Here is a 22,816-nt window from a genome sequence, read left to right on the forward strand (position 1 = left end):
GGGCCGGGTGCGACGGTGGCCTCATGCGCGTCGTCGTCGTGGGTGCCACCGGGAACGTCGGGACGGCGCTGCTACGCGCCCTGCATGCCGAGCCGCGGGTCACGTCGCTGCTGGGGATCGCCCGGCGGCTGCCGGACCGGGCCGCGGAGCCGTACCGGCACGCGGGGTGGGCCGCGGTCGACGTCGGCTCCGAGGACACCGACGAGACCGTGGTCGCGCGGCTCGCCGACCAGTTCGGCGGGGCGGACGCCGTGGTCCACCTGGCCTGGCTGACCCAGCCCAACCGCGAGCGCGAGCTGCTGCGCCGCACCAACGTGGAGGGCACCCGCCGGGTGGCCGAGGCCGTGGCGCGGGCGGGGGTGCCGCACCTCGTGGTCGCCTCGTCGGTGGGCGCGTACTCCCCCGTGGGCGACGACGCGCCGCGCCGCGAGGACTGGCCCGTCCGTGGCACCCCCACGTCGCACTACAGCGTCGACAAGGCCGCGCAGGAGCGGGTGCTCGACGAGTTCGAGGCCGAGCACCCCGACGTCGTGGTGGCCCGGCTGCGGCCCGCACTGGTCTTCCAGGCGTGCGCCGCCCCGTCGGTCGCGCGCGCCTTCCTCGGGCCGCTGGTGCCGGTGCGGCTGCTGCGCCGGGGGCGGCTGCCCGCGCTACCGCTGCCCGCCGGGCTGCGGTTGCAGGCGGTGCACGCCGACGACGTCGCCGACGCCTACCGGCGCGTGGTGGTCGAGCGGGCCGGCGGAGCGTTCAACGTCGCCGCCCGGGACGTGCTGCACGGCACGGACCTCGCACGGATCGTGGACCACGGACGCCTGGTCGAGATGCCGCCCGGCGCCGTCCGCGGCGCCCTGGCCGCCGCGTACGCCGCGCACACGGTGCCCGCGGACCCGGGCTGGCTGGACATGGCGCTGTCCGCTCCGGTGCTGGACGCCGCGCGGATCCGGACCGAACTGGGCTGGGAACCGCGCCGGACGGCGGCGGAAGCCGTCGAGGACCTGCTGGACGGCATGGCCGTGGGGCAGGGCATGGGCTCGGCGCCGCTGCGTCCGGCGAGCCCACGGCCCCCGGGCGAGTGGGCTGGGCCGCGGATCCCCGACTCGATGGACCACTACCTCTTCGGCCTCTACCTCTCGGACCACTTCACCGGCGCGACGGCGGGCCTGGAACGCCTGGAGCTGATGACCCGCACGTCCGAGGACACGCCGTTCTACGCGGAGCTGGCCGAGGCGACCGAGCAGCTCCGGGCCGAGCGGGAGCTCTACCGCGACCTGCTGGCCGCCCTGGGCGTGCCGCGCCGCCGGCACCGCCAGGCCGCGGCGTGGCTGGGCGAGAAGGCCGGGCGGCTCAAGCTCAACGGCCGGATCACGGACCGGTCGCCGATGACGGCGGTGCTGGAGGCGGAGCTCATGCGGTCGGCGGTGCTGGGCAAGATCGGCGGCTGGCAGACGCTGCGCGAGCATGCCGCCGACGTCGGCCTGGACCCGGCGCGGCTCGACGAGCTCATCGCGCAGGCACGCCGTCAGATCGACCTGTTCGACCGATACCACGCCTGGGCGCGTGAACGGGCGTTCCGGACGGCGGCCTGGGAGCGCTAGCCGTCGGTCTCGTCCGCGGCATCCTCCCGCGCGGCATCCTCCCGCGCCGCCGCGACCCGGATCTCGCGGCCCCGCTCGACCTCGCGCAGGTGCTTCGCCTGGCGCTTCTCGCTCGCCCGCGCGTCCTTGGGCGGGAGCTGCACGCTCTCCTCGGCGGCGATGCCGCCCTGGAGCTCGCGCCCGCGTTCGAGCTCCGCGTCCAGCTCGGCGCCGAACAGCAGCGCGAGGTTGGTGATCCAGAGCCACAGCAGGAACACGATGATCCCGGCCAGCGAGCCGTAGGTCGCGTCATAGCCGGCGAAGGTCGCGACGTAGAAACCGAACGCGGCGGAGGCGAGCACCCACGACAGGATCGCGACGAACGCCCCGACGCTGATCCAGCGCATCTTCGGTTGCCGCACGTTCGGCGTGACGTGGTACAGGATCGCGACCAGCACGATGACCAGCGCCAGCACGACCGGCCACTTGGCGATGTTCCACACCGTGACGGACGTCGAGCCCAGGCCCACGGCGTCGCCCACCGCCCGGGCCAGGGGCCCGCTCAGCACGAGCGCCGCGACGATCAGGGCCGCCGTGACCACGGCGACCAGCGTGACCAGCAGCATCACCGGGCGCAGCTTCCAGACGGGGCGGCCCTCGTCGATCCCGTAGATCCGGTTCATCGCCCGTCCGAAGGCGCCGACGTACCCCGACGCCGACCACAGGGCCAGGGCGACACCGAGCACGAGGGTGAGCCCGGCCCGCCCGCCGCCCGCCGCGGCGTTCTGGACGAGCGGCTCGACGATCGCCAGCACGTCCGGCGGCACCACGCCGCCGACCGTGTCGAGCACGCGCTCGACCGCCTGGCCGCCGTCCCCCACGAGCCCGAGCACCGAGACCAGCGCGAGCAGGGCCGGCGCCGCGGCGAGCACCGCGTAGTACGTCAGCGCCGCGGCCAGGTCCAGGCACTCGTCGCGGGTGAACTGCCGCACGGTGTTGCGCGCGACGTACTTCCAGGTGCCGCGGTGCAGGTCCGGCGGGGCGTCCGGTTTGCGCCGGTCGTCCGGCGCCGGTGCCTCCACGCGCGCTGACGAGTCGTCGATGTCGGCCATGCCAGCTCCCCCTTCGACCTCGAACCAACCTAGGCCGACGGCCGCCACTCGCAACCCGGGGTTCACCAGCCCCTTCACCGCCCGGACTGTCCGAATCGCCCGAACCGGCGTAGGGTGAATCGCTCGGAGTCATGAAGCGGCTCCCGATCCGGACGGATCTGGGAGGTCCCTGTGTCCTTGATCGAACAGCCCCGCACGACCGCCCTGAGCAACAACCAGAACGACCGCTCGGCGATCTCCGCGGAATTCTCGCCGGCCGACCTCATGCGCACGATGGGTCTCGGCACCAATCTTCTGGTCGGCACCTACCGCGTCGAGCTCTCCTCCGGGATCTGGTGGTGGTCGGACGAGGTCTACACCATGCACGGCTGGAAGCGGGACGAGATCGAGCCGGGGCTCGACGCGCTGCGCTCCCGCAAGCACCCGGACGACCGGAGCCGGGTGGTCCGCGCCGCCAGCCAGGCGCTGCGGGTGGGCCGGCCCTTCGCGTGCGCGCACCGCATCGTGGACCGCAACGGTCGCACCAGGTCGGTGGTGGTGACCGGCCAGGGCAGCCAGAGCGGCAGCAGCAGCTCGCCCGAGCTGGTCGGCTACGTCGTGGACGTCACGCCCGTGCAGAAGGAGGCGCTGGACCGGGAGGCGGACGGCGCCGTGAACCGCGCCTTCGTCAGCCAGGCGGCGATCGAGCAGGCCAAGGGCGTCATCGCGGCAGTGCGGGGTGTCGACGAGAACGCGGCCCTGGAGATCCTGGTCGAGGTCGCGCGCACGGCGGACGTCTCGCTGCGGCTGGCCGCCGACCAGGTCATGGCTGCCCTGCGGGCCGACAACGAGAAGACCGGCGTGACCCAGGCGGCGCTCAGGCGCGCGCTCGACGTCGTCCACCCGGTGGGCCGGCCGCGCGGCCACGACGCGCTGCTGACCCGGCGGCCGCGTCGCACGGACACGCGCCGCCGGGACAACTGACCGGGACGGCTGAGCGGCGTCAGCCGCGTCCGCCGGACGCCGGCCGCGAGAAGGTGGGCAGGGTGAAGGACGGCTCGCCCGGCGTCAGCTCCGCGGTGTACGCCGCGAGGTAGGAGTCCAGCCAGACGGCGCGCCCGCCCTCGGTGGGCACGTCGCCGGCCGGGTCGTCCACCGCGAGCTCCAGGCGGGCGTCCCGGACCCGGATGGTCTGGCCCGACGGCGTGTCCACCCACGAGCCGGACTGGATCGAGCCGATCTCCACGGCCAGCCGGTGGCCGGCGGCCAGGGTCCAGTCGGTCGACTCGAGGTCGAGGGTCACCCGGCCCGAGTCGATGACGGCGGCCTGCTCGACGAACGGCACGGCCGTCCCGTCCGGGGCGACGTCGTGCAGCTCGACCAGCACGTTGCCGGTGCCTCGCAGGTCCAGCGACACCTTCGGGGTGCCGACGACGCGGGTGTCCCGCTCGACGGGCTCGGACCACTTCAGGACGCTCGACCGGGCGCCGTCCTGCTCCTCGTCCGGGCCGCCGTCGTCCACGTACGCGCCGCCGCCGAGCGCGACCCGTGCGGTCCGGTCGGCGGCCGGCCACGTGTCCTCGGCGCGCCAGGCGCCGGTGCTGTCCTGGACCGAGAACGCCGGGTATTCCGTCGTCGGCCCGGTGCCCTTGAGGTGCTCGTCGTAGAAGGCGCCGATCTCGTCGAACCAGCCCTCGCGCCCCATCTTCCACCTGCCGTCCTCGGTGCGGTCGTTGCCCCGGACGTGATCCCACGGGCCGAGCCAGCCGCGCTGCGGGCCGTCGTGGTTGGCGAGGTACTCGGCCATGCCCTCGGGCCGGGTGTTCCACTCCAGGAAGCCCTGGGTGACGAACAGCGGGGTGTCGCTCCCCTTCGCGTGCTTCGCCAGGTCCCGGTCCTGCCAGTAACTCGTGGCCGGGTCGGCCTTCAGGTTGTTCAGCGTGTTGGCCGCGAGGCACTCGGGGTGCGCCAGCTCGTACCGGGAGTTCTTCACGTAGCGCTCGTCGTCGTCCGCCATCTGCGGCAGCTGGGCGATCGTGTTGTACGTGTTCGGGGCGATGATCCCCTCCTGACGCGGCACGCCGTTGGACCGGATGCGGTCGTACATGTCCCAGATGGGCTCCTGCGCGACGACGGCCTTGAGCGCGTCCTGGTCCAGGTTGTTGCCGATCAGGCCGGTGACGGCGTCGTACGACTTGCCGTACATGCCCACCGCCCCGGTGGACCACGACTGGTCGGCGGCCCAGTCGATCGCGGCGGCGACGTCGGCCTGCTCGCCGGGGCCCGCGAAGTCGATGCAGCCGGTCGAGCCGCCGTAGCCCCGGGTGTCCACCAGGACCAGGGCGTAGCCGCGGTCGAACAGGTCGATGCCCTCGACCAGGTCGCCGAACCGGTCGGACGGGCCGGTGTGCGCGTGACCCTCCTCGGAGATCTCGCCCGAGTGCCCGAAGTACGAGCCGGCCGACAGGATCACCGGCACCCGCTCACCCTTCTCCAGCCCCTCCGGCAGCAGGACGTCGGCGTGCAGCTCGACGTCGGAACCGTCCGAGGACGGGAAGTAGTGCTGCGTCCAGGCGGCGCCCTCGGGGACGCGGTCGTTCTCCTCGTGCGTCACCGGGCGGTCGGTGGTGGCGACGGCGGCGGGCTCGTCCGACGCCTTCTGCGACGTCGCCGTGGCGACCGGGACGGTGACCGCGCCCGTCAGGGCGACGGCGGCGAGGGCTGAGACGGTCGTGACTGCGGCGCGTGAGCTGTGCACGTGCTCCTCCAGTGTTGGGGTGGCTGCGTCGTGGGTGAGATGCCTGTGGCTCGATCACACCCGAACGTTCACCCGCCCGGCAGTGGGACGACGTCACGGGCCGGTCGTGACATTCGTCGGGGGCGGCCGTGACGCAGCGTCACTGGTGAGGTCGGCGTCGGGCACGAATACTGGGTCCCGCGCGACTCTTCCTGCCTGACCCGTTCCCGCCCGACCCGTTCCCCGCGCGACCCGGAGTTCCCATGGAGACCAAGCCCGCGAGCGAGCGCCACCTGCCGGGTACCGACCGTTGAGGCCCGGACGAACCGCCCTGTCCGAGCACAACGAGGCCTCCCAGGGGAGGCTGCGCCGGCTCAACCTGGTGCTGCAGGTGCCGCCCGTCGCGCTGGCGGGGGCGGTGCTCGTCGCGTTCGACCACGACAACCTGTGGGGCACGGTCGCCCTGGTCGTGGGGGTGGCGGTCGCGGTCGTGGCCATGGAGCGGTGGACGGCGGACGACCTCGCGCGGGTCGCCGTGCCCTGCCTGGCCGCCGGCGCCGTGGTGTGGCTGTTCGGCGCGCTCGTGACGGGCAGCAGCACGGCGTTCTACGGCATCGGCGTCGTGGGCTCCCTCGTGGTGCCGCAGCTCCCCCGGCACCGGGTCGCCGCGCTGCTCGGGCTGGTCGTCCTCATCGCGGCCGCGGGCGCGAGCCGGCTGCTGGTGACCCAGGACGACGTCGTCGGGGACCTGATCGCCTACGTGCTGGTCCCGACCGGCGTCTTCGTGCTGGCCACCGCCCTGCTGTACGGCAACCAGCGGTACCTCGACCTCATGAAGGAGACGCGCGACCGCGAGGCGGAGCTCGCCGTGGCGCAGGAACGGATCCGGTTCGCGAGCGACCTGCACGACATCCAAGGCCACACCCTGCACGTGGTGAAGCTGAAGACCGTGCTGGCCCAGAAGCTGGTGCACGGCGACGCCGACCGGGCACAGGAGGAGCTGCGCGAGATCCACACCCTGGTCGCCGACACGATCGCGCAGACCAAGGACCTGGCGCACGCGCAGCGCCGGCTCAACCTGTCGGCCGAGCTGGAGAACGCGAAGAACCTGTTCGAGGCCGCGGGCATCGACGTCCGCGTCGACCGCGTGGCCGAGGCCGACCCGCGGACCGCCGAGCTGCTCGGCCAGGTGCTGCGCGAGACGACCACCAACATCCTGCGGCACGCGCAGGCCTCGCTGGTGCGGATCACGCTGTCCGGCTCGGGCATCGACATCGTCAACGACGGCGTCCGGGACGGGTCGCTGCCCGCGCTCAGCGGGCTGTCCGCCCTGCGGCAGCGCGTCGCCGAGGACGGCGGCGAGCTGACGGTGGAGCAGGGCGCCGGACGGTTCCGGACCGCGGCCGGGTTCCCGCGGGCCGGCGCGACCCCCGCGCCGGAAGTGAAAGCACTGGAGGGCAGCCGATGACCACGGTGGTACTGGCCGACGACGAGGCCCTGCTGCGCAAGGCCCTGGCCGCGCTGCTCCCCCTCGAGGGCGACATCACGGTTCTGGCCGAGGCCGAGAACGGCGCCACCGCCGTCGAGGCCACGCTCCTGCACCGGCCCGACGTCCTCGTGATCGACCTGGAGATGCCAGGGGTGGACGGGCTCGGCGCCGTCGCGCAGATCCGCGCCGTGCGGCCGGACCAGGTGATCCTCATGCTCACCCGCCACGCCCGGCCGGGGGTGCTGCGCAAGGCGCTGCGGCTCGGCGTCCAGGGCTTCGTCAGCAAGTCCGCGGAGCCGGCGCACATCACGCAGGTCATCGCGGCGCTGCACGAGGGCAAGCGCTGGATCGACCCGGACGTCTCGGCGCTCGCCGTCATCGACGACTGCCCGCTCACGGAGCGGGAGGTCGACGTGCTGCGGGTGACGAGCAAGGGCTACTCGGTCGCCGAGATCGCCGCCCAGCTCCACCTCGCGGAGGGCACGGTGCGCAACTACCTCTCGAACGCGATGCAGAAGACCCAGACCCGGACCCGGCACGAGGCGGCGCGGTACGCACGGGAGCACGACTGGTTGTAGGGGTGGCTGGCTGGTCGGGATGGCTGGCTGGTCCGGGTGGCTGGTCGTGGGGCGCGTCGATCCGGGTCGAGGACGGGCGGTTCACAGAGGTGGGGGTCCGGCGTGGTCGGGCGTGGTCGGGCGTGGTCGAGGTGAGGCGGGGGCGAACTGGCGGGCGGCGATGCCGTGACGCCGTGACGCGCACTGGCACGCGTCCGTGGGGCCGGCAGCGCAGAAGTGCGCCTCTACCCAGTCATCAGGCCCGGACCTACAGTGTTTCCGGGCCCGATGACTGGGTAGAACCGCACCTCCCGGGCCGGCGCCAACCCCCGCAACAGAGACCGGCCACCGAGCATCGAGCATCGAGCATCGAGCACCGGCCACCGGCCACCGGCCACCGGCCACCGGCCACCGGCCACCGGCCACCGGCCACCGGCCACCGAGCAGGGTGCCAACGGCCGATGCACATCGCATCCCGGAACCGGACGGAGTTTCGTGGAGTCAGCGGCCGGGAAGTGCGCTTCTACCCAGTCGTAAGGCCCGGATCTACGGTGACTTCTGGGCCTGATGACTGGGTACAACCGCACTTTGCCCGGGGCGACACCGACCTCGCACGAGGCACGAGGCACTGGACAGGCGCGCACCGTACGGGCTGGCACACGGGCGTTGAGCAGGCTGTCATGGCCCGCTCCCGAATGGCCATGACAGGAGCTCGTCCCGGGCTCGCTGGCAGACAGGCCGCACGAGCAGATGACGCGCCAGAGCAGTCGCTCGCCGACGGCCCAGCCGGTTGCGGACCCGACCGACTCGGCCCGGCCCGAGCGCCCGGAGGTTACCCGAGTCGGACTCAATGAGGCGTGCATCCACAGGGCCGCGAACGAGGCGGACGTCGATTTCCGCTGATGGCAGATGGGGTCGGTTCGGCGAGCGATGCGAACGCGTGTGTCATAGGTTGATGGCATGACGCGAACGGGTGAGGTGCCGACACCGGCAGGCGATGAGCCGCCTGTCGGGTCGGTGCTGCCCGGGGGCGAGGCAACGTTGGCCGGTGGTATCGGACGCGCCGGGGTAGTGGATGGCGCAGTGGTTGATGCGGCGGGTGTCCGGGTCATGAGGCAGACGCTTGCGGGCATGATCCTGCCGGGTGCCACCGACATGGTCAGGACCGCGGACTTCGGTGCTGGTGTAGACGATGGCACAGATGGCGGGCCGCGGGCCCAGGCGGAGTGGGTGGATCTGCTCGGTGAGTTGGAGGCGTTGAAGAATGCGGTCACGGCGACGCAGGCGAGGTTGGCCGTGGTGTTGGACGAGGCGACCAAGGTGGAGGAGGCCCGGCAGGGCATCCGTGCGGAACGGTGCGGGCGTGGGGTCCCGAACCAGGTCGGTGCCGCCCTGCGGGTGAGCCCCCACGCCGGTGCCGGGTTCGTGAGCACGTCCCGGGTCTGGGTCACGCAGATGCCCCACACCTTCGCCGCCCTGCAGGCGGGGGTGCTGTCCCCGTGGCGGGCCACGCTCCTGGTCCGGGAGACGTCCCACCTGTCCGTGGAGCACCGCGCGCTGATCGACGAGGAGATCTGCGGCCCAGCCGGTCTGGCGGACCTGGCCCGGATGGGCACGCGCCGCCTGGTCGCCCGGATCAAGGAACGGGCCGCCCGGCTGGATGTGCACGCGTGCGTCAAGCGCAACGCGAGGGCGGTCACTGAGCGGCGGGTGTCGGTGCGTCCGGCCCCGGACCTGATGGTCTACCTGACCGCCCTGGTCCCGATGGCTGAGGGTGTGCAGGCGTACGCGCAGCTGAAGGCTCACGCCGAGACGACCAAGACGGCCGGGGACGTGCGTGGGGTCGGGCAGATCATGGCCGACACCCTGATCGAACGCGTCACCGCCCGTCAGCCTGGGCACGCGAACGACGTGCCGGTCACGATCAACCTCCTCGTCTCCGACGAGACCCTGTTGGCCAACGGTGAGCAGCCCGGTGTGGTGTTGGAGGGCGCTCCGGCGGGTGTGGGTACGGTCCCGGCGCCGGTCGCCCGGCATCTGGCGGCGCATGCAATCGACACCGACACCGCGTGGCTCCGGTCGATCTACGTCAACCCGCACGGTCGCCTGGTGGCGACGACGTCGACGTCAAGGTTCCATCCGACGGGCCTGGCCGCGCTCCTGCGCGCCCGGGAGCAGGGGATCTGTGCCACGACGTGGTGTGACGCCCCGATCCGGCACCTGGACCACGTCACCCCGTTTGTGGAGGGCGGACCAACCAGCCTCGACAACGGCCAAGGGCTGTGTGCCCGGTGCAACTATGCGAAGCAGGCACCGGGCTGGCGGCAGAAGACCACCCAGGTGGACAGCCGCGATGCCGTGGAGACAGTGACGCCCACGGGGCACACGTATGTCTCTCTCGCGCCCGCACCTCCGATGCCTGTCAGGACCGGCAACGCAACGCCGGCTCGTGGTGCGCTGGTTCGCACCACAGTCCGCGACGCGATCCCGGTCCCTGACACGACACCTGCTCAGGGCGGGGCACCAGCCCCCGAGCGCACCACCGCCCCGGCCTGGACCCCGGCCGTCGGCATGACGGGACCGAGCAAGGGCCGCACACCCCGCAGCCGCTACCAGATCGGCTGTCACAGCGCCCCGGACCGTGGCACCATCCCCTACAGACCCACGCGGCGCGGAACACCCCGCCCACCACGTCGGCCGTTCCGGGCCGACCTTGCCTGGACGCATCGGTCCTGACCGCGGGTCGAGACGCGACACTGACCAGGTACCACAGCAGGCACAACGACGGCCGACCCAGGGAGCGGGCATGGCACATGTCACGGGCCGACTGTCGGTGCGCCTGCTCGGCCCGTTCGCCGTGACGCTCGACGACACGCCCGTGGCCCTCAGCTCCCGCCTGCGCACGCTCCTCGCGGTGCTCGCGCTCGACGTGGGCCGGCCCGTACCGACCGAGCGCATCGCCGCCGCGGTGTGGGGCAAGGACCGGCCGGCCGACACCCGCAAGGCCATCCAGGTGCTGGTCACCCGGCTGCGCGCGGCACTCGGGGCCGACGCCGTCCGCACCACTCCGGGCGGCTACCAGCTCGACGTCCCACCCCAGGCCGTCGACCTGTCCCGGTTCGAGTCGGCGCTGACCGAGAGCCGCGCGTCGGCCGACCCCGCCGAGGAGTACCGGCTCCTGCGCGAGGCCCTGACGCACTGGCGCGGCTCCCCCTTCGAGACCGTCGACTCCGACCTGCTGGTCACGGTCGACCGCCCGCGGCTGGTCCAGCCCGCTCTGGCCGCGGTGGAGCGGTGCGCCGATCTCGCGCTGGCCGGCACCCCAGACCCGGGAACCCCGGACCCCAGCGACGCAGACCTCGGCGAGCTCGCCGCCGCCCTGCGCGAGCTCGTGGCCGTCCACCCGCTGCGCGAGAGCCTGTGGGTCCGGCTCATGAAGGTGCTCGACCACACCGGCCGGCGCGCCGACGCCCTGGCCGCCTACCAGGACCTGTACCGGGTCCTGCGCGACGAGCTCGGCACCTCCCCAGCCGAGGACGCCCGGGCGGCGCACCGCCGGCTCCTCACGCCGGAACAACCAGAACAGCCGGCGCAACCCGCCATGCTCCCGCCCCCGGAGAGCACCTTCCGCGGCCGGTCCGGTGCCCTCACGGCCCTCGACGCGCTCCTGGACAGCGCGCCCCGCATCGCCGTCGTCGACGGACCGGGCGGGATCGGCAAGACGGCGACGGTGCTGCACTGGGCCCACCGCGCGTCCGGCCGCTTCCCCGGCGGAACCCTCTACGTGAACCTGCGCGGCTACTTCCCCACGAACACGCCCGTGGCCCCCGCGGTCGCCGTCCGCCAGTTCCTCGACGCGCTCGGCGTGCCGCCGGCCCGGATCCCGGACGATGCCGACGCCCAGGCCGCCCTGTACCGCTCGGTACTCGCGGACCGCCGGGTCCTGGTGGTGCTGGACAACGCCCGCGACGTCGAGCAGGTGCGGCCCCTCCTGCCGGGCGGACGGCGCTGCGTGGTGGTCGTCACGAGCAGGAACCGGCTCGGCGGCCTGGTCGCGGTCGAGGGGGCCGCGCGCCTCGCCCTCGGGACGCTCACCCCCGCCGAGGCCGAGGACGTGCTCGCCGCCCGGCTGGGCACGGCCCGGCTCGCCGCCGAGCCCGAGGCCGCCCGCGCGCTGCTGGCGCTGTGCGGCGGCCTTCCCCTCGCGCACGTGATCGTCGCCGAGCGCGCGGCCGCGCGGCCCGGGGCGCCGCTCGCCGGCCTGGTCCGCGAGCTGCACCAGTCCCGCATCGCCGCCCTGTCCGCCGGCCGCGACCAGGCGGCCCGCTCCGTCTTCTCGTGGTCCTACCGCGCGCTGGGCGCCGACGCCGCCACGGTGTTCCGCCTGCTCGGCCTGCACCCGGGGCCGCACCTCACGATCCCGGGCGTCGCGAGCCTCGGCGCGCTCCCCCGGGACCGCGCCCGCGCCGCCGTCGTCGAGCTGGAGCGGGCGAGCCTCCTGATCGAGCTCGCGCCGGGCCTGTTCACCATGCACGAGCTGCTCATGGACTACGCGACCGAGCTGGTCGCGCAGGACCCGCCCGAGCAGTCCGGCGCCGCGACCGTCCGCATGCTCGAGCACTACCTCGGCGTGGCCCACCAGGCCGAGGAGGCGCTCGCCCCCACCGAGGACCGGCACACGGTCGGCCCGCCGTCGCACGGCGTCCTCGGGTCGCCCCCGCCGTCCGGGCACGACGCCGGGGTCGCGCTCCTCGACCGCGAGGCACCCGTCCTCGTCGCGATGGTCCGGCGCGCCGCCGCCACCGGCAACCACGAGCACACCTGGCGCATCGCGCGCTGCCTGCGCCCGTACCTGTGGGGGCGGGGTCAGGTCCCGACGCTCCTGGAGTCCGAGCGCCTGGCGCTCGCCGCGCTGGAACGCCTTGGCCGCGTGCCGGAGCAGGTGGGCTCCCGCCGCTGGATCGCCCACGCCCTCATGCGGCTCGGGCGGGCCGACGACGCCTGGCGCACCATCGAGCCGACGCTCCCCCCGACCGAGCGCCGGGTCGAGCACCACGTCGACGACGACGCCGCGCGGGCCTGGCTGCTGAGCACGGCGGCCGCCGTGCTGGCCGAGCTGGGCCGCCCGGACGAGGCGCTCGACCACGCGGAGCGGGCCCTCGACCTCTTCCGCGGCTCGGGCGACCGCGTCGGCGAGGGCCGCACCGAGTCGGCGGTGGGCCTCTACCTGCGCCGGCTGGGCAAGCTGGACGACGCCCTGGCGGCGTCACAGCACGCCTGCACCACCCTGACGGAGGCCGGCGACGTCTGGATCCGCGGTTACACCCGCGAGCTCGTCGGCGACATCCAGCTCGACCTCGGCGACCCGGGCGCCGCGGCCGCCACCTACCGGGCGTGCGCCGAGGACCTGCGCGCCCTGGGCCGTACGGACGAGCTCGCCGGGATCCTCGCCAAGCTCGGCGCGGCCCGAGACGCCGCGGATGCCGGCAGCACCCGGTCGCCGTCGAGCACCGCCTGACCCAGCGGCGTCAGGGTGTGCCACACGCTGTTGCGCTCCCGCCGCGAGGCGATCAGCCCCGCGTCGCGGAGCACGGACGCGTGCTCCGAGGCCGACGGCGCGGAGACGCCGATGTGCCGGGCCAGCTCGCTCGTGCTCGCGCCGTACGTCAGGGCCGACAGCGCGGCCGCCCGCGTCCGGCCGAGGAGCGCGGCCAGCGCGCGGTCGTGCCGCCCGCCGCCGGTCGGGTGGAGCCAGGACAGCCGGTGCGGCACCGGGTACACGAGCACCGGAGCGAGCCCCGGGTCGGCCAGCGAGATCGGCGCGCGCCAGCAGAAGAACGCCGGCTGCAGGGTGATCCCCCGGCCCTCCAGGTAGACGTCCCGGTCGGCCGCGGTCTCGACGCGGAGCACCGGGTCCCGCCAGGTGACCGACGGGTGCACCGAGCTCAGCAGGGCCGCCGTGCCTCCGCCGGTCAGGGTGCGCACGTGCGCGGCGACGTCGGCCTCCACGGCGCTGCGGACCGCGGACCAGTGGGGTGCGAGCGCCTGGTCGTGGTAGGCCTGGGTGGCCTGCCCCAGCCGCCGTCGGGCGGGCGCCGAGCGCGCGAGGTCGACGGCCCAGCGCGGCACGTCGCGCTGCCGGCCCAGGAGCTCCAGCTCGTCCCGGAACCGGGCGGACGGCGTGCTCAGCACCGTCTCCAGGCCCGCGCCGAGCTCGGTGGTCCCGCCGGCGGGCGTGAGAAAGTCGGGCGTGTACCCCCGCGGCGGCGTGAGCCGCAGGTAGGAACGCGCCGTCCCCGTCAGCGCGGACACCACCCGCGAGCGCCACTCGGCGAAGACGAGGGGGCCGCCCGGCTGGTTGACCTGGTGCGCGCTGAGCACGGCCTCCCACAGGGGGTCGGGCCCGGGGGCGAGCCGGACCCGCAGCAGGTCCTCGGCGGTGAAGTGGATCCGGAGCATCGGCGCCCTCCTGCGTGACGCCGGATCTCGGCGTCACCGCCCATTCCACGCGGTGGCGGTTTCAAACCGCTTTCACTTTCGCCCGGCGCACCGACCCGGCAGGATGGCCGGGACGGGGGGCGCGACGGTGCGGGACGGGATGCGGATGGACGACGGGCACGAGCCCGCGGTCACGGTCTCCGTGCTGGGCCCGTTCGCCGTCGTGGTGGACGGCGAGGAGGTGCGCCTGACGGGCCGGCTGCGGGCCCTCCTGGCCGCGCTGGCGGTCGGCGCGGGCGAGCCGGTGCCCGTGGAGCGCCTGGTCGACGTGGTGTGGGGCGAGGAGCTGCCGGAGTCCCCGCAGCGGTCGCTGCAGGTGCTGGTCCGCAGGCTGCGGACGGTCCTGGGCGATGCCGCCGTCGAGACCGTCCCGGGCGGGTACCGGCTCGCTGTCCCGGCCGGGCGCGTGGACGTCAGGTCGTTCGTGGGGCTCGTCCAGGTCCGGCACGCCGAGGATCCGGCCGCGGAGCGACGGCGCCTGGCAGACGCCCTGGGCCTGTGGCGCGGCGCGCCGTTCGACGGCGTCGGGTCCGCCGCGCTGCACGCGGTCGAGGCGCCGCTCCTGGAGGAGCAGCACCTGACGGCGCTGGCCCGCCGGATCGAGATCGACCTGGCGGGACCGGGCGACGGCCCGGGAGACGACGGCGCCCTCGTCGCCGAGCTGCGCGACCTCACGGACCGCCACCCGCTCCAGGAGCGGTTCTGGGCGCACCTCATGACGGCGCTGGTCCGGGACGGGCGGCCCGCAGAGGCCCTCGACGCCTACACCCGGCTGGAGCGGACGCTCGCCGACGAGCTGGGCATCGGCCCCGGGGAGGCGGTCCGGCGGCTGCACCGGGAGATCGCCGGCGAGGGCGCCGACGACCCACCGGGCTGGGTCCCGCGCCAGCTCCCCCTGGGTCCCCTGGCGTTCAGCGGGCGCGCGGGCGCGCTGGCGACGCTCGACGAGCTCCTCGCGGACGACGGCGCGCCCCGGGTCGCGGTGCTCGACGGCGCGGGTGGCGTCGGCAAGACGGCGACGGCGCTGCACTGGGCGCACCGCGTGGCCGGCCAGTTCCCCGACGGGCAGCTCTACGCGAACCTGCGGGGGTTCGACCCGGCGTCGGCGCCGGTGTCACCCGGGTCGGTGGTGCGCGGATTCCTCGATGCGCTGGGTGTGGCCAAGGGCCGCGTCCCGGCGTCGGAGGACGCGCGGCTCGCGCTGTACCGGAGCGTCGTGGCCGGACGGCGGCTGCTCGTGGTGCTGGACAACGCCCGCGACGCCGACCAGGTGGCGCCGCTCCTGCCCGGGTCCGGCCCGGGCGTCACCGTGGTCACGAGCCGCGCCACCCTGTCCGGCCCGGGCGCCGCGCGGGTCGCGCTGGGCACCCTGACCGCCGCCGAGGGGTTCGACCTGCTCGCGCTGCGGGTCGGGGCGGAGCGGTGCGCGGCCGAGCCGGAGGCCGCGCGCCGGATCGTGGGGCGGTGCGCGGGCCTGCCGCTGGCCGTGGTGATCGCCGCGGCCCGGGTGCTGGCCCGGCCCGCGTTCCCGCTGTCGGCGGTCGCGGACGAGCTGGCGGACGGCGGCGCCCGGCTGGACGCGCTGGGCGACGACGACGCGATGGCCGACGTCCGCAGCGTGTTCGCCACGTCGTACCGGGCGCTGTCCCCGGACGGCGCGCGCATGTTCCGGCTGCTCGGGGTCCATCCCGGGCCGGACGTCCCGGGGACCGCGCTCGCGTCCCTCTTCGGTGGCCCGTGCGCTGCGGGCGCGATGGCCGAGCTGGTCCGCGTGCACCTCGTGACGGAGCACGCCCCCGGCCGGTTCGCGATGCACGACCTCGTGGCGGAGTACGCCCGCGAGCGGGCGCGGGAGGACGAGACGGCGCAGTGGCGGGACGCCGCCGTCGGGCGCGTGACGGCCTGGTACCTGGGCGTGGCCCTGGAGATGGACCGCCGCAGGTGGCCGGGGCGCGTGCGCCAGGAGTTCGTCCGGGACACGCTCGGCCTTGTGCACACCGGCCTGGGCGACCCGGAGCGAGCCATCGTCTGCTACCAGGAGGCGGCGGTCCGGTTCCGCGAGTTCGACATGCGGCAGGACCTGGTGGCGGCCGAGCGCCGCCTCGCCGTCCTGCTCGGCGAGGCGGGCCGCTGGGCCCAGGCGCGCGACGCCTGGCAGGACTGCCTGGACCAGTACGTCGAGCTCGGGCTCGGGGGCGTCGCCGGGATCCGCGCGGAGCTGGCGCGGGCCACGGCGGAGCTCAGTCGCGCCGGCGAGTGATCGTCCGGCCCAGCCAGACCAGGGGGTCGTAGCGCCGGTCCGCCACCCGCTCCTTCATCGGGATGAGGGCGTTGTCGGTGATCTTGATCCCCTCGGGGCACACCTCGGTGCAGCACTTGGTGATGTTGCAGCGGCCCAGGCCGTGCTCGTCCTGCGCGGCGGGCACCCGGTCCGCGACGTCGAGCGGGTGCATCTCGAGCTCGGCGACCCGCATCAGGAACCGCGGCCCGGCGAACGCCCCCTTGTTCTCGTCGTGGTCGCGCACCACGTGGCACGTGTCCTGGCACAGGAAGCACTCGATGCACTTGCGGAACTCCTGCGAGCGTTCGACGTCGACCTGCGCCATCCGGTACTCCCCCGGCGCGAGGCCGGCCGGCGGCGTGAACGACGGGACCTCGCGCGCCTTCGCGTAGTTGAACGACACGTCCGTCACGAGGTCGCGCAGCACCGGGAACGTCCGCATCGGCGTCACGGTCACGACGTCGCCGGGGTCGAACACGGACATCCGCGTCATGCACAGCAGCCGCGGGCGCCCATCGATCTCGGCCGAGCACGACCCGCACTTGCCCGCCTTGCAGTTCCACCGCACCGCGAGGTCGGGCGCCTGCGTGGCCTGGATCCGGTGCAGCACGTCGAGCACCACCTCGCCCTCGTTGACCTCCACCTCGAAGTCCGCGAGCGCCCCGCCGGAGGCGTCCCCGCGCCAGACCCGGAAGCGACCCTTGTAGCTCATGCCGTTCCTCCCTCGGGATGCAGCGCCGCGGACCGCCCGGCGTCGGGGTGCCCGGCCAGCTCGGCCGGCGTGTAGTACTTCTCCAGCTCGGACAGGTCGAACAGCGCGAGCAGGTCGGGGCGCATGGGTTCCCGCTCGGCGGGTTCGACGGCGGTCCGAGGCACCACCGCCGCCCCGGAGCCGAGCCCCGAACCGTCCCTCACGCAGTGGGTGACCAGCACCCGGTGCCGCCACTCCGCGTCGAGCCCCGGGTGGTCCTCGCGGGTGTGCCCGCCGCGGCTCTCCGTGCGCAGCAGGGCCGAGGACGCGACGGCCTCGCTGACCATCAGCATGTTGCGCAGGTCCAGTGCCAGGTGCCAGCCCGGGTTGTACTGGCGGTGGCCCTCGACGACGACGTCGTGCACCCGGGCCCGCAGCTCGGCGAGCCGGTCGAGCGCGGCGACCACCTCGGACTCCGTGCGGATGATCCCGACCAGGTCGTTCATCACGCGCTGCAGCTCGGCGTGCAGCGTGTAGGGGTTCTCGCCGCCGGCGCCGGCCGGGTGCGCGTCGAACGGCGCGAGCGTCATCGCGGCGGCCGCGGCGACGTCCGCCTCCCGGACGGCGGGACGGCGGTCCAGCCCGGCGACGTAGTCGGCCGCGCCGAGCCCCGCGCGCCGGCCGAACACCAGCAGGTCGGACAGCGAGTTGCCGCCGAGCCGGTTGGAGCCGTGCATCCCGCCGGCGCACTCCCCCGCGGCGAACAGCCCCGGCACCCGGGACTGCCCGGTGTCGGGGTCCACGGCGATGCCGCCCATCACGTAGTGGCAGGTGGGGCCCACCTCCATCTGCTCGGCCGTGATGTCGACGTCGGCCAGCTCCTTGAACTGGTGGTACATCGAGGGCAGACGCCGCCGGATCTCGTCGGCCGGCATGCGGCTGGCGATGTCGAGGTAGACGCCGCCGTGCGGCGAGCCGCGGCCCTCCTTGACCTCGGTGTTGATGGCGCGGGCCACCTCGTCGCGGGGCAGCAGGTCGGGCGTGCGGCGGTTGTTCTCCTGGTCGTCGTACCAGCGGTCCGCCTCGTCCTCGGACTGGGCGTACTGGCCCTTGAAGACGTCGGGCACGTACCCGAACATGAACCGCTCGCCGTCCGAGTTGCGCAGCACGCCGCCGTCGCCGCGCACGCCCTCGGTCACGAGGATGCCCTTGACGCTGGGCGGCCAGACCATCCCGGTGGGGTGGAACTGGACGAACTCCATGTCGATCAGGCTCGCCCCGGCGCGCAGGGCCAGGGCGTGGCCGTCGCCCGTGTACTCCCACGAGTTGGACGTGACCTGGAAGGACTTGCCGATGCCGCCCGTGGCCAGCACCACGGCGGGCGCCGAGAACTGCACGTGCCGGCCCGACTCCCGCCAGTACCCGAACGCCCCGGCGACGGCGCCGTGGTGCTCGGTCCCCGCGTCGGGGTCGGTCAGCAGCTCGGTGATCGTGCACTCCGCGAACACCCGCAGCCGAGCCTCGAAGTCGCCGGTCTCGGCGTGGTCGGCCTGCTGCAGCGCGACGATCCGCTGCTGCAGGGTGCGCAGCAGCTCCAGCCCGGTCCGGTCGCCGACGTGCGCGAGGCGCGGGTAGGTGTGCCCGCCGAAGTGGCGCTGGCTGATCCGGCCGTCGGGCGTCCGGTCGAACAGGGCGCCGTACGTCTCCAGCTCCCAGACCCGGTCGGGCGCCTCCTTCGCGTGCAGCTCCGCCATCCGCCAGCTGTTGAGGAACTTGCCGCCGCGCATCGTGTCGCGGAAATGCACCTGCCAGGAGTCGTGCTCGTTGACGTTGCCCATGGCCGCCGCGCAGCCGCCCTCGGCCATCACGGTGTGCGCCTTGCCGAACAGCGACTTGCAGACGATCGCCGTGCGCAGCCCGCGCTCGCGGGCCTCGATCGCGGCGCGCAGCCCCGCACCGCCCGCGCCGATCACGAGGACGTCGTAGTCGTGTCGTTCGATCTCGGTCAAGGCCGGGCTTCCTCTCCGACGGGCCGCGCGGTGGGTGCTGTCCGATGAGACGGCTATCCGATGAGCCGAAGGTCCGTGATCGTCCCGCGCGCGACGAGCATCACGTACAGGTCCGTGAGGATCAGCGAGGCGAGCGTGATCCAGGCGAAGAACATGTGCCGCGTGTTGAGCGCGGAGATCCGGGTCCAGAACCAGTAGCGGACCGGGTGCTTCGAGAAGTGCGTGAGGCGGCCGCCCATCACGTGCCGGCACGAGTGGCAGGACACCGTGTAGCACCACAGCAGGGCGACGTTGGCCAGCAGCACCAGGTTGCCGACGCCCACGACGAACCCGTCGTCGGGATGCCGGAACGCGACCAGCGCGTCGTACGTGTTCACCAGCGAGACCAGCACCGCGACGTAGAAGAAGTAGCGGTGCACGTTCTGCAGGACCAGCGGGAAGCGGGTCTCGCCCGTCTGCCGCGCGTGCGGCTCGGGCACCGCGCACGCCGCCGGCGCCAGCCAGAACGACCGGTAGTACGCCTTGCGGTAGTAGTAGCAGGTCAGCCGGAAGCCCAGCAGGAACGGCAGGCTGAGGGCCGCGTACGGGATCAGCGGGTGGTCCGGCAGGAACATGCCGAAGTGCGAGGACCCCGGTTCCGACGCGCACCCGAGCGAGACGCACGGCGAGTAGAACGGCGTCAGGTAGCGCTCGTCCGCGAAGAAGTACTGCTGCTGGAAGGCCCGCACGCCGCCGTAGACGACGAAGACCAGGAGGCCGGCCGCCGTCGCCGCCGGGGCGAGCCACCACCGGTCCGTGCGCAGCGTGCGGGCCCCGACGGCGGCGCGCCCGGGGGCGTCGACCCCGCGCGCCGTCACGACCGGTCGCCGTGGTAGCCGCCGAGCCCCTCGTCGTCGGCATCGCTGAACATCGACTCGTCCAGCGGGGTGTCGGGCACGACGACGTGCTCGGGAACCAGGTCCGGGACGCCTCGCGCGGGGTGCACCGCGGCGAGCTCGCCCGCGTCGATCTCCAGCCGCTCCAGGTCGTTCACCAGCCGGCGCACCTCGGGTGCGTCACCGAAGGCGCCGCGCACGTCGGCGACGCTACGACGCAGCTGCTCGATCGAACGGCGCAGCGTCGCGAACTCGGTGGTCGTCATGGGACACCTCCTTGGCGACGCGCCTCACCCCGTCGTGAGGTGCGTCACACCAGACTCTGCCGTGTCTGTCCCGGTGAGGCAAGGGCGAACCCGGCGTGGGACCGGAGCGTGACAGGAACGAGACGTGTGAGCATGACCGTGCTGTGCCAGGCCCTGACCCAGAGGCTCGACGTCGCCCCGGCACACCTGCACCAGCCTGCCCTCTGACCTAGCGTTGTCCCCATGACGACGACCGATCCGAACTCCGAGTACCTGCGACTGCTGGGCGAGCAGGTGGGCCACGAGTTCGCGGCGCACCTGCAGTACGTGGCGATCGCGGTGTGGTTCGACAGCCACGACCTGCCACAGCTCGCCGCGCACTTCTACCGGCAGGCGCTCGAGGAGCGCAACCACGGCATGATGATCGTGCAGTACCACCTCGACCGTTCGCTGCCGGTGCGCATCCCGGGCACCCCCGAGGTGCGCAACGACTTCGCGAACGTGCTGGAGCCGCTGCAGCTCGCGCTCGACCAGGAGCAGCAGGTCACCAACCAGATCGAGGCGATCTTCCGCGCGGCACGCGCCGAGGGCGACGCGCTCGGCGAGCAGTTCCTGCTGTGGTTCCTGGAGGAGCAGGTCGAGGAGGTCGCGGCAGCGAACACCCTCGTGACCGTCGCGAAGCGCGCCGGCGACAACCTGTTCGACCTGGAGAACTACGTGGCCCGCGAGACCATCGGTGACTCGGGCGAGTCGGCGGCGGCACCCCGCGCGGCGGGCGGGGGGCTCTGACCTCAGGCCGGCTCCGAGTACACGTCTGGTCCGCCCTCGTCGAGCTCGTCGAGCAGGTCCTCGAGGGCGACCAGACCGTCCAGCCGGAACTCGTAGGGCACCGCCAGGAGGGCGCCGCTCGTCCGCTCCACGACCGGCAGGGGCTCGCCGGTCCGGTCCTCGCCGACCTTGCCCTCGGGGATCGCGTCCTCGACCAGGTGCGCCGTGGGGACCCGGTCCGGGTCGAGATTCTCGTACGCGTCCACCAGCAGGGCGTCGAGCACCTTCCGCAGCCGCGCCCGCTCCTCCGGCTCCGCCGAGGTCAGGGCCGCGAGCAGCCCGGGCTCGAACGCCCACCCGGGGTCGGGCAGGGCGACGGTGTGCGCCACGCCTTCGACGTCGAACCACATGATGCCCCTCGATCCCGGCCGGTGGGTACGGACCTGGGGTTCAGGTCCGCACTGACGGAAGCAACCTAGAGAACACCTGACCGTCCGCACAAGGCGGTCGCGGGTGAACCTTTTCGGTCAGGCCGGCGCCGGCGGGATGTTCTGGTTCAGGTGGAACAGGTTCTCCGGGTCGTACGCGCGCTTGACCTCCGCGAGCCGCGCCAGCTTCGCCGGCGGGTAGGCCCGGCGGACGCCGGCCGCGCCGTCGTCGGCCAGGACGTTGACGTAGACGCCGCTGGCGTACGGCTCCAGCAGGGCCGCGTTCGTGCGGGCGGCGGCGATCCGCCGCTCGTCCTCGGCCGGGTCGGTCCAGCCGGTCGCCACGACGTACTCGAACCGCGCGTCGCGCTGGCTGAACGCGGTCTCGTCGTCCGGCACCTCCGCGATGGCGCCGCCGTAGGCCTGGAGGCCGGCCCGCACCTCCGGGTCGTGGGCGAGCAGCGCCTCCAGCGCGGCGTCGGGCAGCTCGCGGAAGTAGTGGCCCTTCCAGTAGCGGCGCACGGCGTGCCCCCTGACGCTGTCCTCCCGGGTCTGCAGGTCCAGGTAGGACAGCTCCTCGACCCGGCGGGCCGCCGGCGTGCCCAGCGCGTCGAGCTCCCGCGCGTGCGCACGGCCCTCCTCCGGGTCGCCCACCCAGACGAAGCCGAACGTCGCGACGCCGTCGTGCACGGCCGCGGTGTAGGTGGCCTGCCGCGGGGCGTAGGCGCTGAGGTCGCGCCACCGGAAGGCGGCGGACGACGCGTCCCCTGACCCGGCCGCGCCGATCGGGAAGTCGAGCTCCACGCCGAGTGCGCGCGTGCCCGTCGGGTGCAGCCGGAACTCGAACTCGGTCACCACGCCGAAGTTGCCGCCCCCGCCGCGCAGCGCCCAGAACAGCTCGGACCGCTCGTCCGCCGAGGCCCGCACCACCTCGCCGGCCGCCGTCACCACCTCGAAGGCCACGACGTTGTCGCAGGCCAGGCCGTACTGGCGGGCCAGCCACCCCATGCCCCCGCCCAGGGTGAGCCCGCCGACGCCGGTGTGCGAGACGTTCCCGGCCGTCGTCGCCAGGCCGTGCGGCTGGGTCGTCGCGTCGAGCGCGCCGAGCAGGGCCCCGCCCTGCACCCACGCCCGCCGGCGCTCCGGGTCGACGCGGACCTCGCCCATGGGCGTGAGGTCGATCATCAGCCCGCCGTCCGGCACCGCGTGCCCGACGACGCTGTGCCCGCCGCAGCGGACCCCCACCTCCAGGCCCTCGCGCCGGGCCAGCGCCAGCGCCGCGACCACGTCGTCCGCCGCGCGGCACCGGACCACCAGGGCCGGGCGGTGGTCCACCATCGCGTTCCACACCGTGCGGGCCTCGTCGAACCCGGCGTCGCCCGGACGCCGCAGGTCGAGCTCCGTCGCCGCCGGGTCTTCCGTGATGTCCATGCTGCCGTCTCCTCGCGCCTCGTGGGACCGTGCTGCAGGAGAGACCGTCCGTCGCCGCCGGACTCATCGGGGTGCGCAGGACCAGCCCGCGACGAGCCGGAGACCGCGCCGCAGCCAGGTAATTTGTTGCCGCCGCTCCCGG

Annotated in this window: 16 protein-coding genes and 1 pseudogene; 8 read left to right on the forward strand and 9 right to left on the reverse strand. The window is 74.0% G+C overall.

The window, feature by feature from the left end:
• The first annotated feature begins 23 nt into the window (after positions 1 to 23).
• Positions 24 to 1,595: an NAD-dependent epimerase/dehydratase family protein gene (locus AB0I29_RS21590; RefSeq protein ID WP_357485605.1), complete on the forward strand. Its 1,572-nt coding sequence runs from the start codon at positions 24 to 26 to the stop codon at positions 1,593 to 1,595.
• Here AB0I29_RS21590 and AB0I29_RS21595 read toward each other — a convergent pair.
• Positions 1,592 to 2,686 carry a YihY/virulence factor BrkB family protein gene (locus tag AB0I29_RS21595; RefSeq protein ID WP_357485608.1) on the reverse strand — a complete coding sequence of 365 codons (1,095 nt, stop codon included), beginning with the start codon at positions 2,684 to 2,686 and terminating at the stop codon, positions 1,592 to 1,594. The genes AB0I29_RS21590 and AB0I29_RS21595 overlap by 4 nt on opposite strands.
• A 171-nt stretch (positions 2,687 to 2,857) precedes the next feature.
• On the opposite strand from AB0I29_RS21595, the gene AB0I29_RS21600 reads away from it, so the two are divergent.
• Positions 2,858 to 3,649, forward strand: a complete 792-nt coding sequence (locus AB0I29_RS21600; protein ID WP_357485611.1) for a PAS and ANTAR domain-containing protein — start codon at positions 2,858 to 2,860, stop codon at positions 3,647 to 3,649.
• 19 nt (positions 3,650 to 3,668) lie between these two features.
• Here AB0I29_RS21600 and AB0I29_RS21605 read toward each other — a convergent pair whose 3' ends face one another.
• Positions 3,669 to 5,423 carry a CocE/NonD family hydrolase gene (locus AB0I29_RS21605; protein WP_357485613.1) on the reverse strand — a complete coding sequence of 585 codons (1,755 nt, stop codon included), beginning with the start codon at positions 5,421 to 5,423 and terminating at the stop codon, positions 3,669 to 3,671.
• A 289-nt stretch (positions 5,424 to 5,712) separates the two neighbouring features.
• On the opposite strand from AB0I29_RS21605, the gene AB0I29_RS21610 reads away from it, so the two are divergent.
• From AB0I29_RS21610 to AB0I29_RS21625, 4 genes are all read left to right on the forward strand, one after another.
• The gene (locus tag AB0I29_RS21610) at positions 5,713 to 6,870 is read left to right on the forward strand and encodes a histidine kinase (protein ID WP_357485615.1); all 1,158 of its coding nucleotides are present in this window, start codon (positions 5,713 to 5,715) and stop codon (positions 6,868 to 6,870) included.
• The gene (locus AB0I29_RS21615; RefSeq protein WP_357485616.1) at positions 6,867 to 7,469 is read left to right on the forward strand and encodes a response regulator transcription factor; all 603 of its coding nucleotides are present in this window, start codon (positions 6,867 to 6,869) and stop codon (positions 7,467 to 7,469) included. Before AB0I29_RS21610 ends, AB0I29_RS21615 begins: the two co-directional genes overlap by 4 nt.
• Before the next feature lie 1,110 nt (positions 7,470 to 8,579).
• Entirely contained in the window at positions 8,580 to 10,184 is a 1,605-nt protein-coding gene (locus AB0I29_RS21620) for a DUF222 domain-containing protein (protein ID WP_357485727.1), read from the forward strand.
• Positions 10,185 to 10,254: 70 nt separating this feature from the next.
• Positions 10,255 to 12,966 (forward strand): BTAD domain-containing putative transcriptional regulator, encoded by a 2,712-nt coding sequence (locus AB0I29_RS21625; RefSeq protein WP_357485619.1) that lies wholly within the window; start codon positions 10,255 to 10,257, stop codon positions 12,964 to 12,966.
• A gap of 59 nt (positions 12,967 to 13,025) precedes the next feature.
• On the opposite strand, the pseudogene AB0I29_RS21630 reads toward AB0I29_RS21625, so the two are convergent.
• Positions 13,026 to 13,907 (reverse strand): annotated as a pseudogene (locus tag AB0I29_RS21630) (DUF5937 family protein); the annotation flags it as partial.
• A 103-nt stretch (positions 13,908 to 14,010) separates the two neighbouring features.
• Between AB0I29_RS21630 and AB0I29_RS21635 the strand changes: the two are divergent.
• The gene (locus AB0I29_RS21635) at positions 14,011 to 16,206 is read left to right on the forward strand and encodes a BTAD domain-containing putative transcriptional regulator (RefSeq protein WP_357485621.1); all 2,196 of its coding nucleotides are present in this window, start codon (positions 14,011 to 14,013) and stop codon (positions 16,204 to 16,206) included.
• Here the strand turns inward: AB0I29_RS21635 and AB0I29_RS21640 are convergent.
• Genes AB0I29_RS21640 through AB0I29_RS21655 form a run of 4 tightly spaced genes read right to left on the reverse strand, consistent with a single transcriptional unit; the run spans position 16,187 to position 20,068 of the window.
• A complete protein-coding gene (locus AB0I29_RS21640; protein WP_285106304.1) occupies positions 16,187 to 16,939 on the reverse strand; it encodes a succinate dehydrogenase/fumarate reductase iron-sulfur subunit in 753 nt (250 codons plus the stop codon). The two genes, AB0I29_RS21635 and AB0I29_RS21640, sit on opposite strands and share 20 nt — an antisense overlap.
• The gene (locus AB0I29_RS21645) at positions 16,936 to 18,927 is read right to left on the reverse strand and encodes a fumarate reductase/succinate dehydrogenase flavoprotein subunit (RefSeq protein ID WP_357485624.1); all 1,992 of its coding nucleotides are present in this window, start codon (positions 18,925 to 18,927) and stop codon (positions 16,936 to 16,938) included. The genes AB0I29_RS21640 and AB0I29_RS21645 overlap by 4 nt, the downstream gene beginning before the upstream one ends.
• Before the next feature lie 53 nt (positions 18,928 to 18,980).
• On the reverse strand, positions 18,981 to 19,784 hold the full coding sequence (locus tag AB0I29_RS21650; protein ID WP_285106307.1) for a hypothetical protein: 804 nt from the start codon (positions 19,782 to 19,784) through the stop codon (positions 18,981 to 18,983).
• Positions 19,781 to 20,068: a hypothetical protein gene (locus AB0I29_RS21655; protein ID WP_285106309.1), complete on the reverse strand. Its 288-nt coding sequence runs from the start codon at positions 20,066 to 20,068 to the stop codon at positions 19,781 to 19,783. The genes AB0I29_RS21650 and AB0I29_RS21655 overlap by 4 nt, the downstream gene beginning before the upstream one ends.
• A 222-nt stretch (positions 20,069 to 20,290) precedes the next feature.
• On the opposite strand from AB0I29_RS21655, the gene AB0I29_RS21660 reads away from it, so the two are divergent.
• Positions 20,291 to 20,836, forward strand: coding sequence for a ferritin (locus AB0I29_RS21660; RefSeq protein WP_285106311.1), 546 nt, complete (start codon positions 20,291 to 20,293; stop codon positions 20,834 to 20,836).
• A gap of 2 nt (positions 20,837 to 20,838) precedes the next feature.
• Here AB0I29_RS21660 and AB0I29_RS21665 read toward each other — a convergent pair whose 3' ends face one another.
• Both AB0I29_RS21665 and AB0I29_RS21670 read right to left on the reverse strand, forming a co-directional pair.
• Positions 20,839 to 21,225, reverse strand: a complete 387-nt coding sequence (locus AB0I29_RS21665; RefSeq protein ID WP_357485629.1) for a hypothetical protein — start codon at positions 21,223 to 21,225, stop codon at positions 20,839 to 20,841.
• A gap of 117 nt (positions 21,226 to 21,342) precedes the next feature.
• Positions 21,343 to 22,674, reverse strand: a complete 1,332-nt coding sequence (locus tag AB0I29_RS21670) for an FAD-binding oxidoreductase (protein WP_357485632.1) — start codon at positions 22,672 to 22,674, stop codon at positions 21,343 to 21,345.
• Positions 22,675 to 22,816: the final 142 nt, after the last annotated feature.

Source organism: Promicromonospora sp. NPDC050262 (genome assembly GCF_040655935.1).
Lineage (GTDB): Bacteria > Actinomycetota > Actinomycetes > Actinomycetales > Cellulomonadaceae > Promicromonospora.

What these genes read in the sequence shown, in the direction of transcription:
- AB0I29_RS21620 (WP_357485727.1), top strand. Translation starts at nt 8,580, where the DNA reads ATGATCCTGCCGGGTGCCACCGACATGGTCAGGACCGCGGACTTCGGT.
- AB0I29_RS21655 (WP_285106309.1), bottom strand. Translation starts at nt 20,068, where the DNA reads ATGACGACCACCGAGTTCGCGACGCTGCGCCGTTCGATCGAGCAGCTG.
- AB0I29_RS21635 (WP_357485621.1), top strand. Translation starts at nt 14,011, where the DNA reads ATGGCCGGGACGGGGGGCGCGACGGTGCGGGACGGGATGCGGATGGAC.
- AB0I29_RS21615 (WP_357485616.1), top strand. Translation starts at nt 6,867, where the DNA reads ATGACCACGGTGGTACTGGCCGACGACGAGGCCCTGCTGCGCAAGGCC.
- AB0I29_RS21670 (WP_357485632.1), bottom strand. Translation starts at nt 22,674, where the DNA reads ATGGACATCACGGAAGACCCGGCGGCGACGGAGCTCGACCTGCGGCGT.
- AB0I29_RS21625 (WP_357485619.1), top strand. Translation starts at nt 10,255, where the DNA reads ATGGCACATGTCACGGGCCGACTGTCGGTGCGCCTGCTCGGCCCGTTC.
- AB0I29_RS21660 (WP_285106311.1), top strand. Translation starts at nt 20,291, where the DNA reads ATGACGACGACCGATCCGAACTCCGAGTACCTGCGACTGCTGGGCGAG.
- AB0I29_RS21665 (WP_357485629.1), bottom strand. Translation starts at nt 21,225, where the DNA reads ATGTGGTTCGACGTCGAAGGCGTGGCGCACACCGTCGCCCTGCCCGAC.
- AB0I29_RS21590 (WP_357485605.1), top strand. Translation starts at nt 24, where the DNA reads ATGCGCGTCGTCGTCGTGGGTGCCACCGGGAACGTCGGGACGGCGCTG.
- AB0I29_RS21595 (WP_357485608.1), bottom strand. Translation starts at nt 2,686, where the DNA reads ATGGCCGACATCGACGACTCGTCAGCGCGCGTGGAGGCACCGGCGCCG.
- AB0I29_RS21640 (WP_285106304.1), bottom strand. Translation starts at nt 16,939, where the DNA reads ATGAGCTACAAGGGTCGCTTCCGGGTCTGGCGCGGGGACGCCTCCGGC.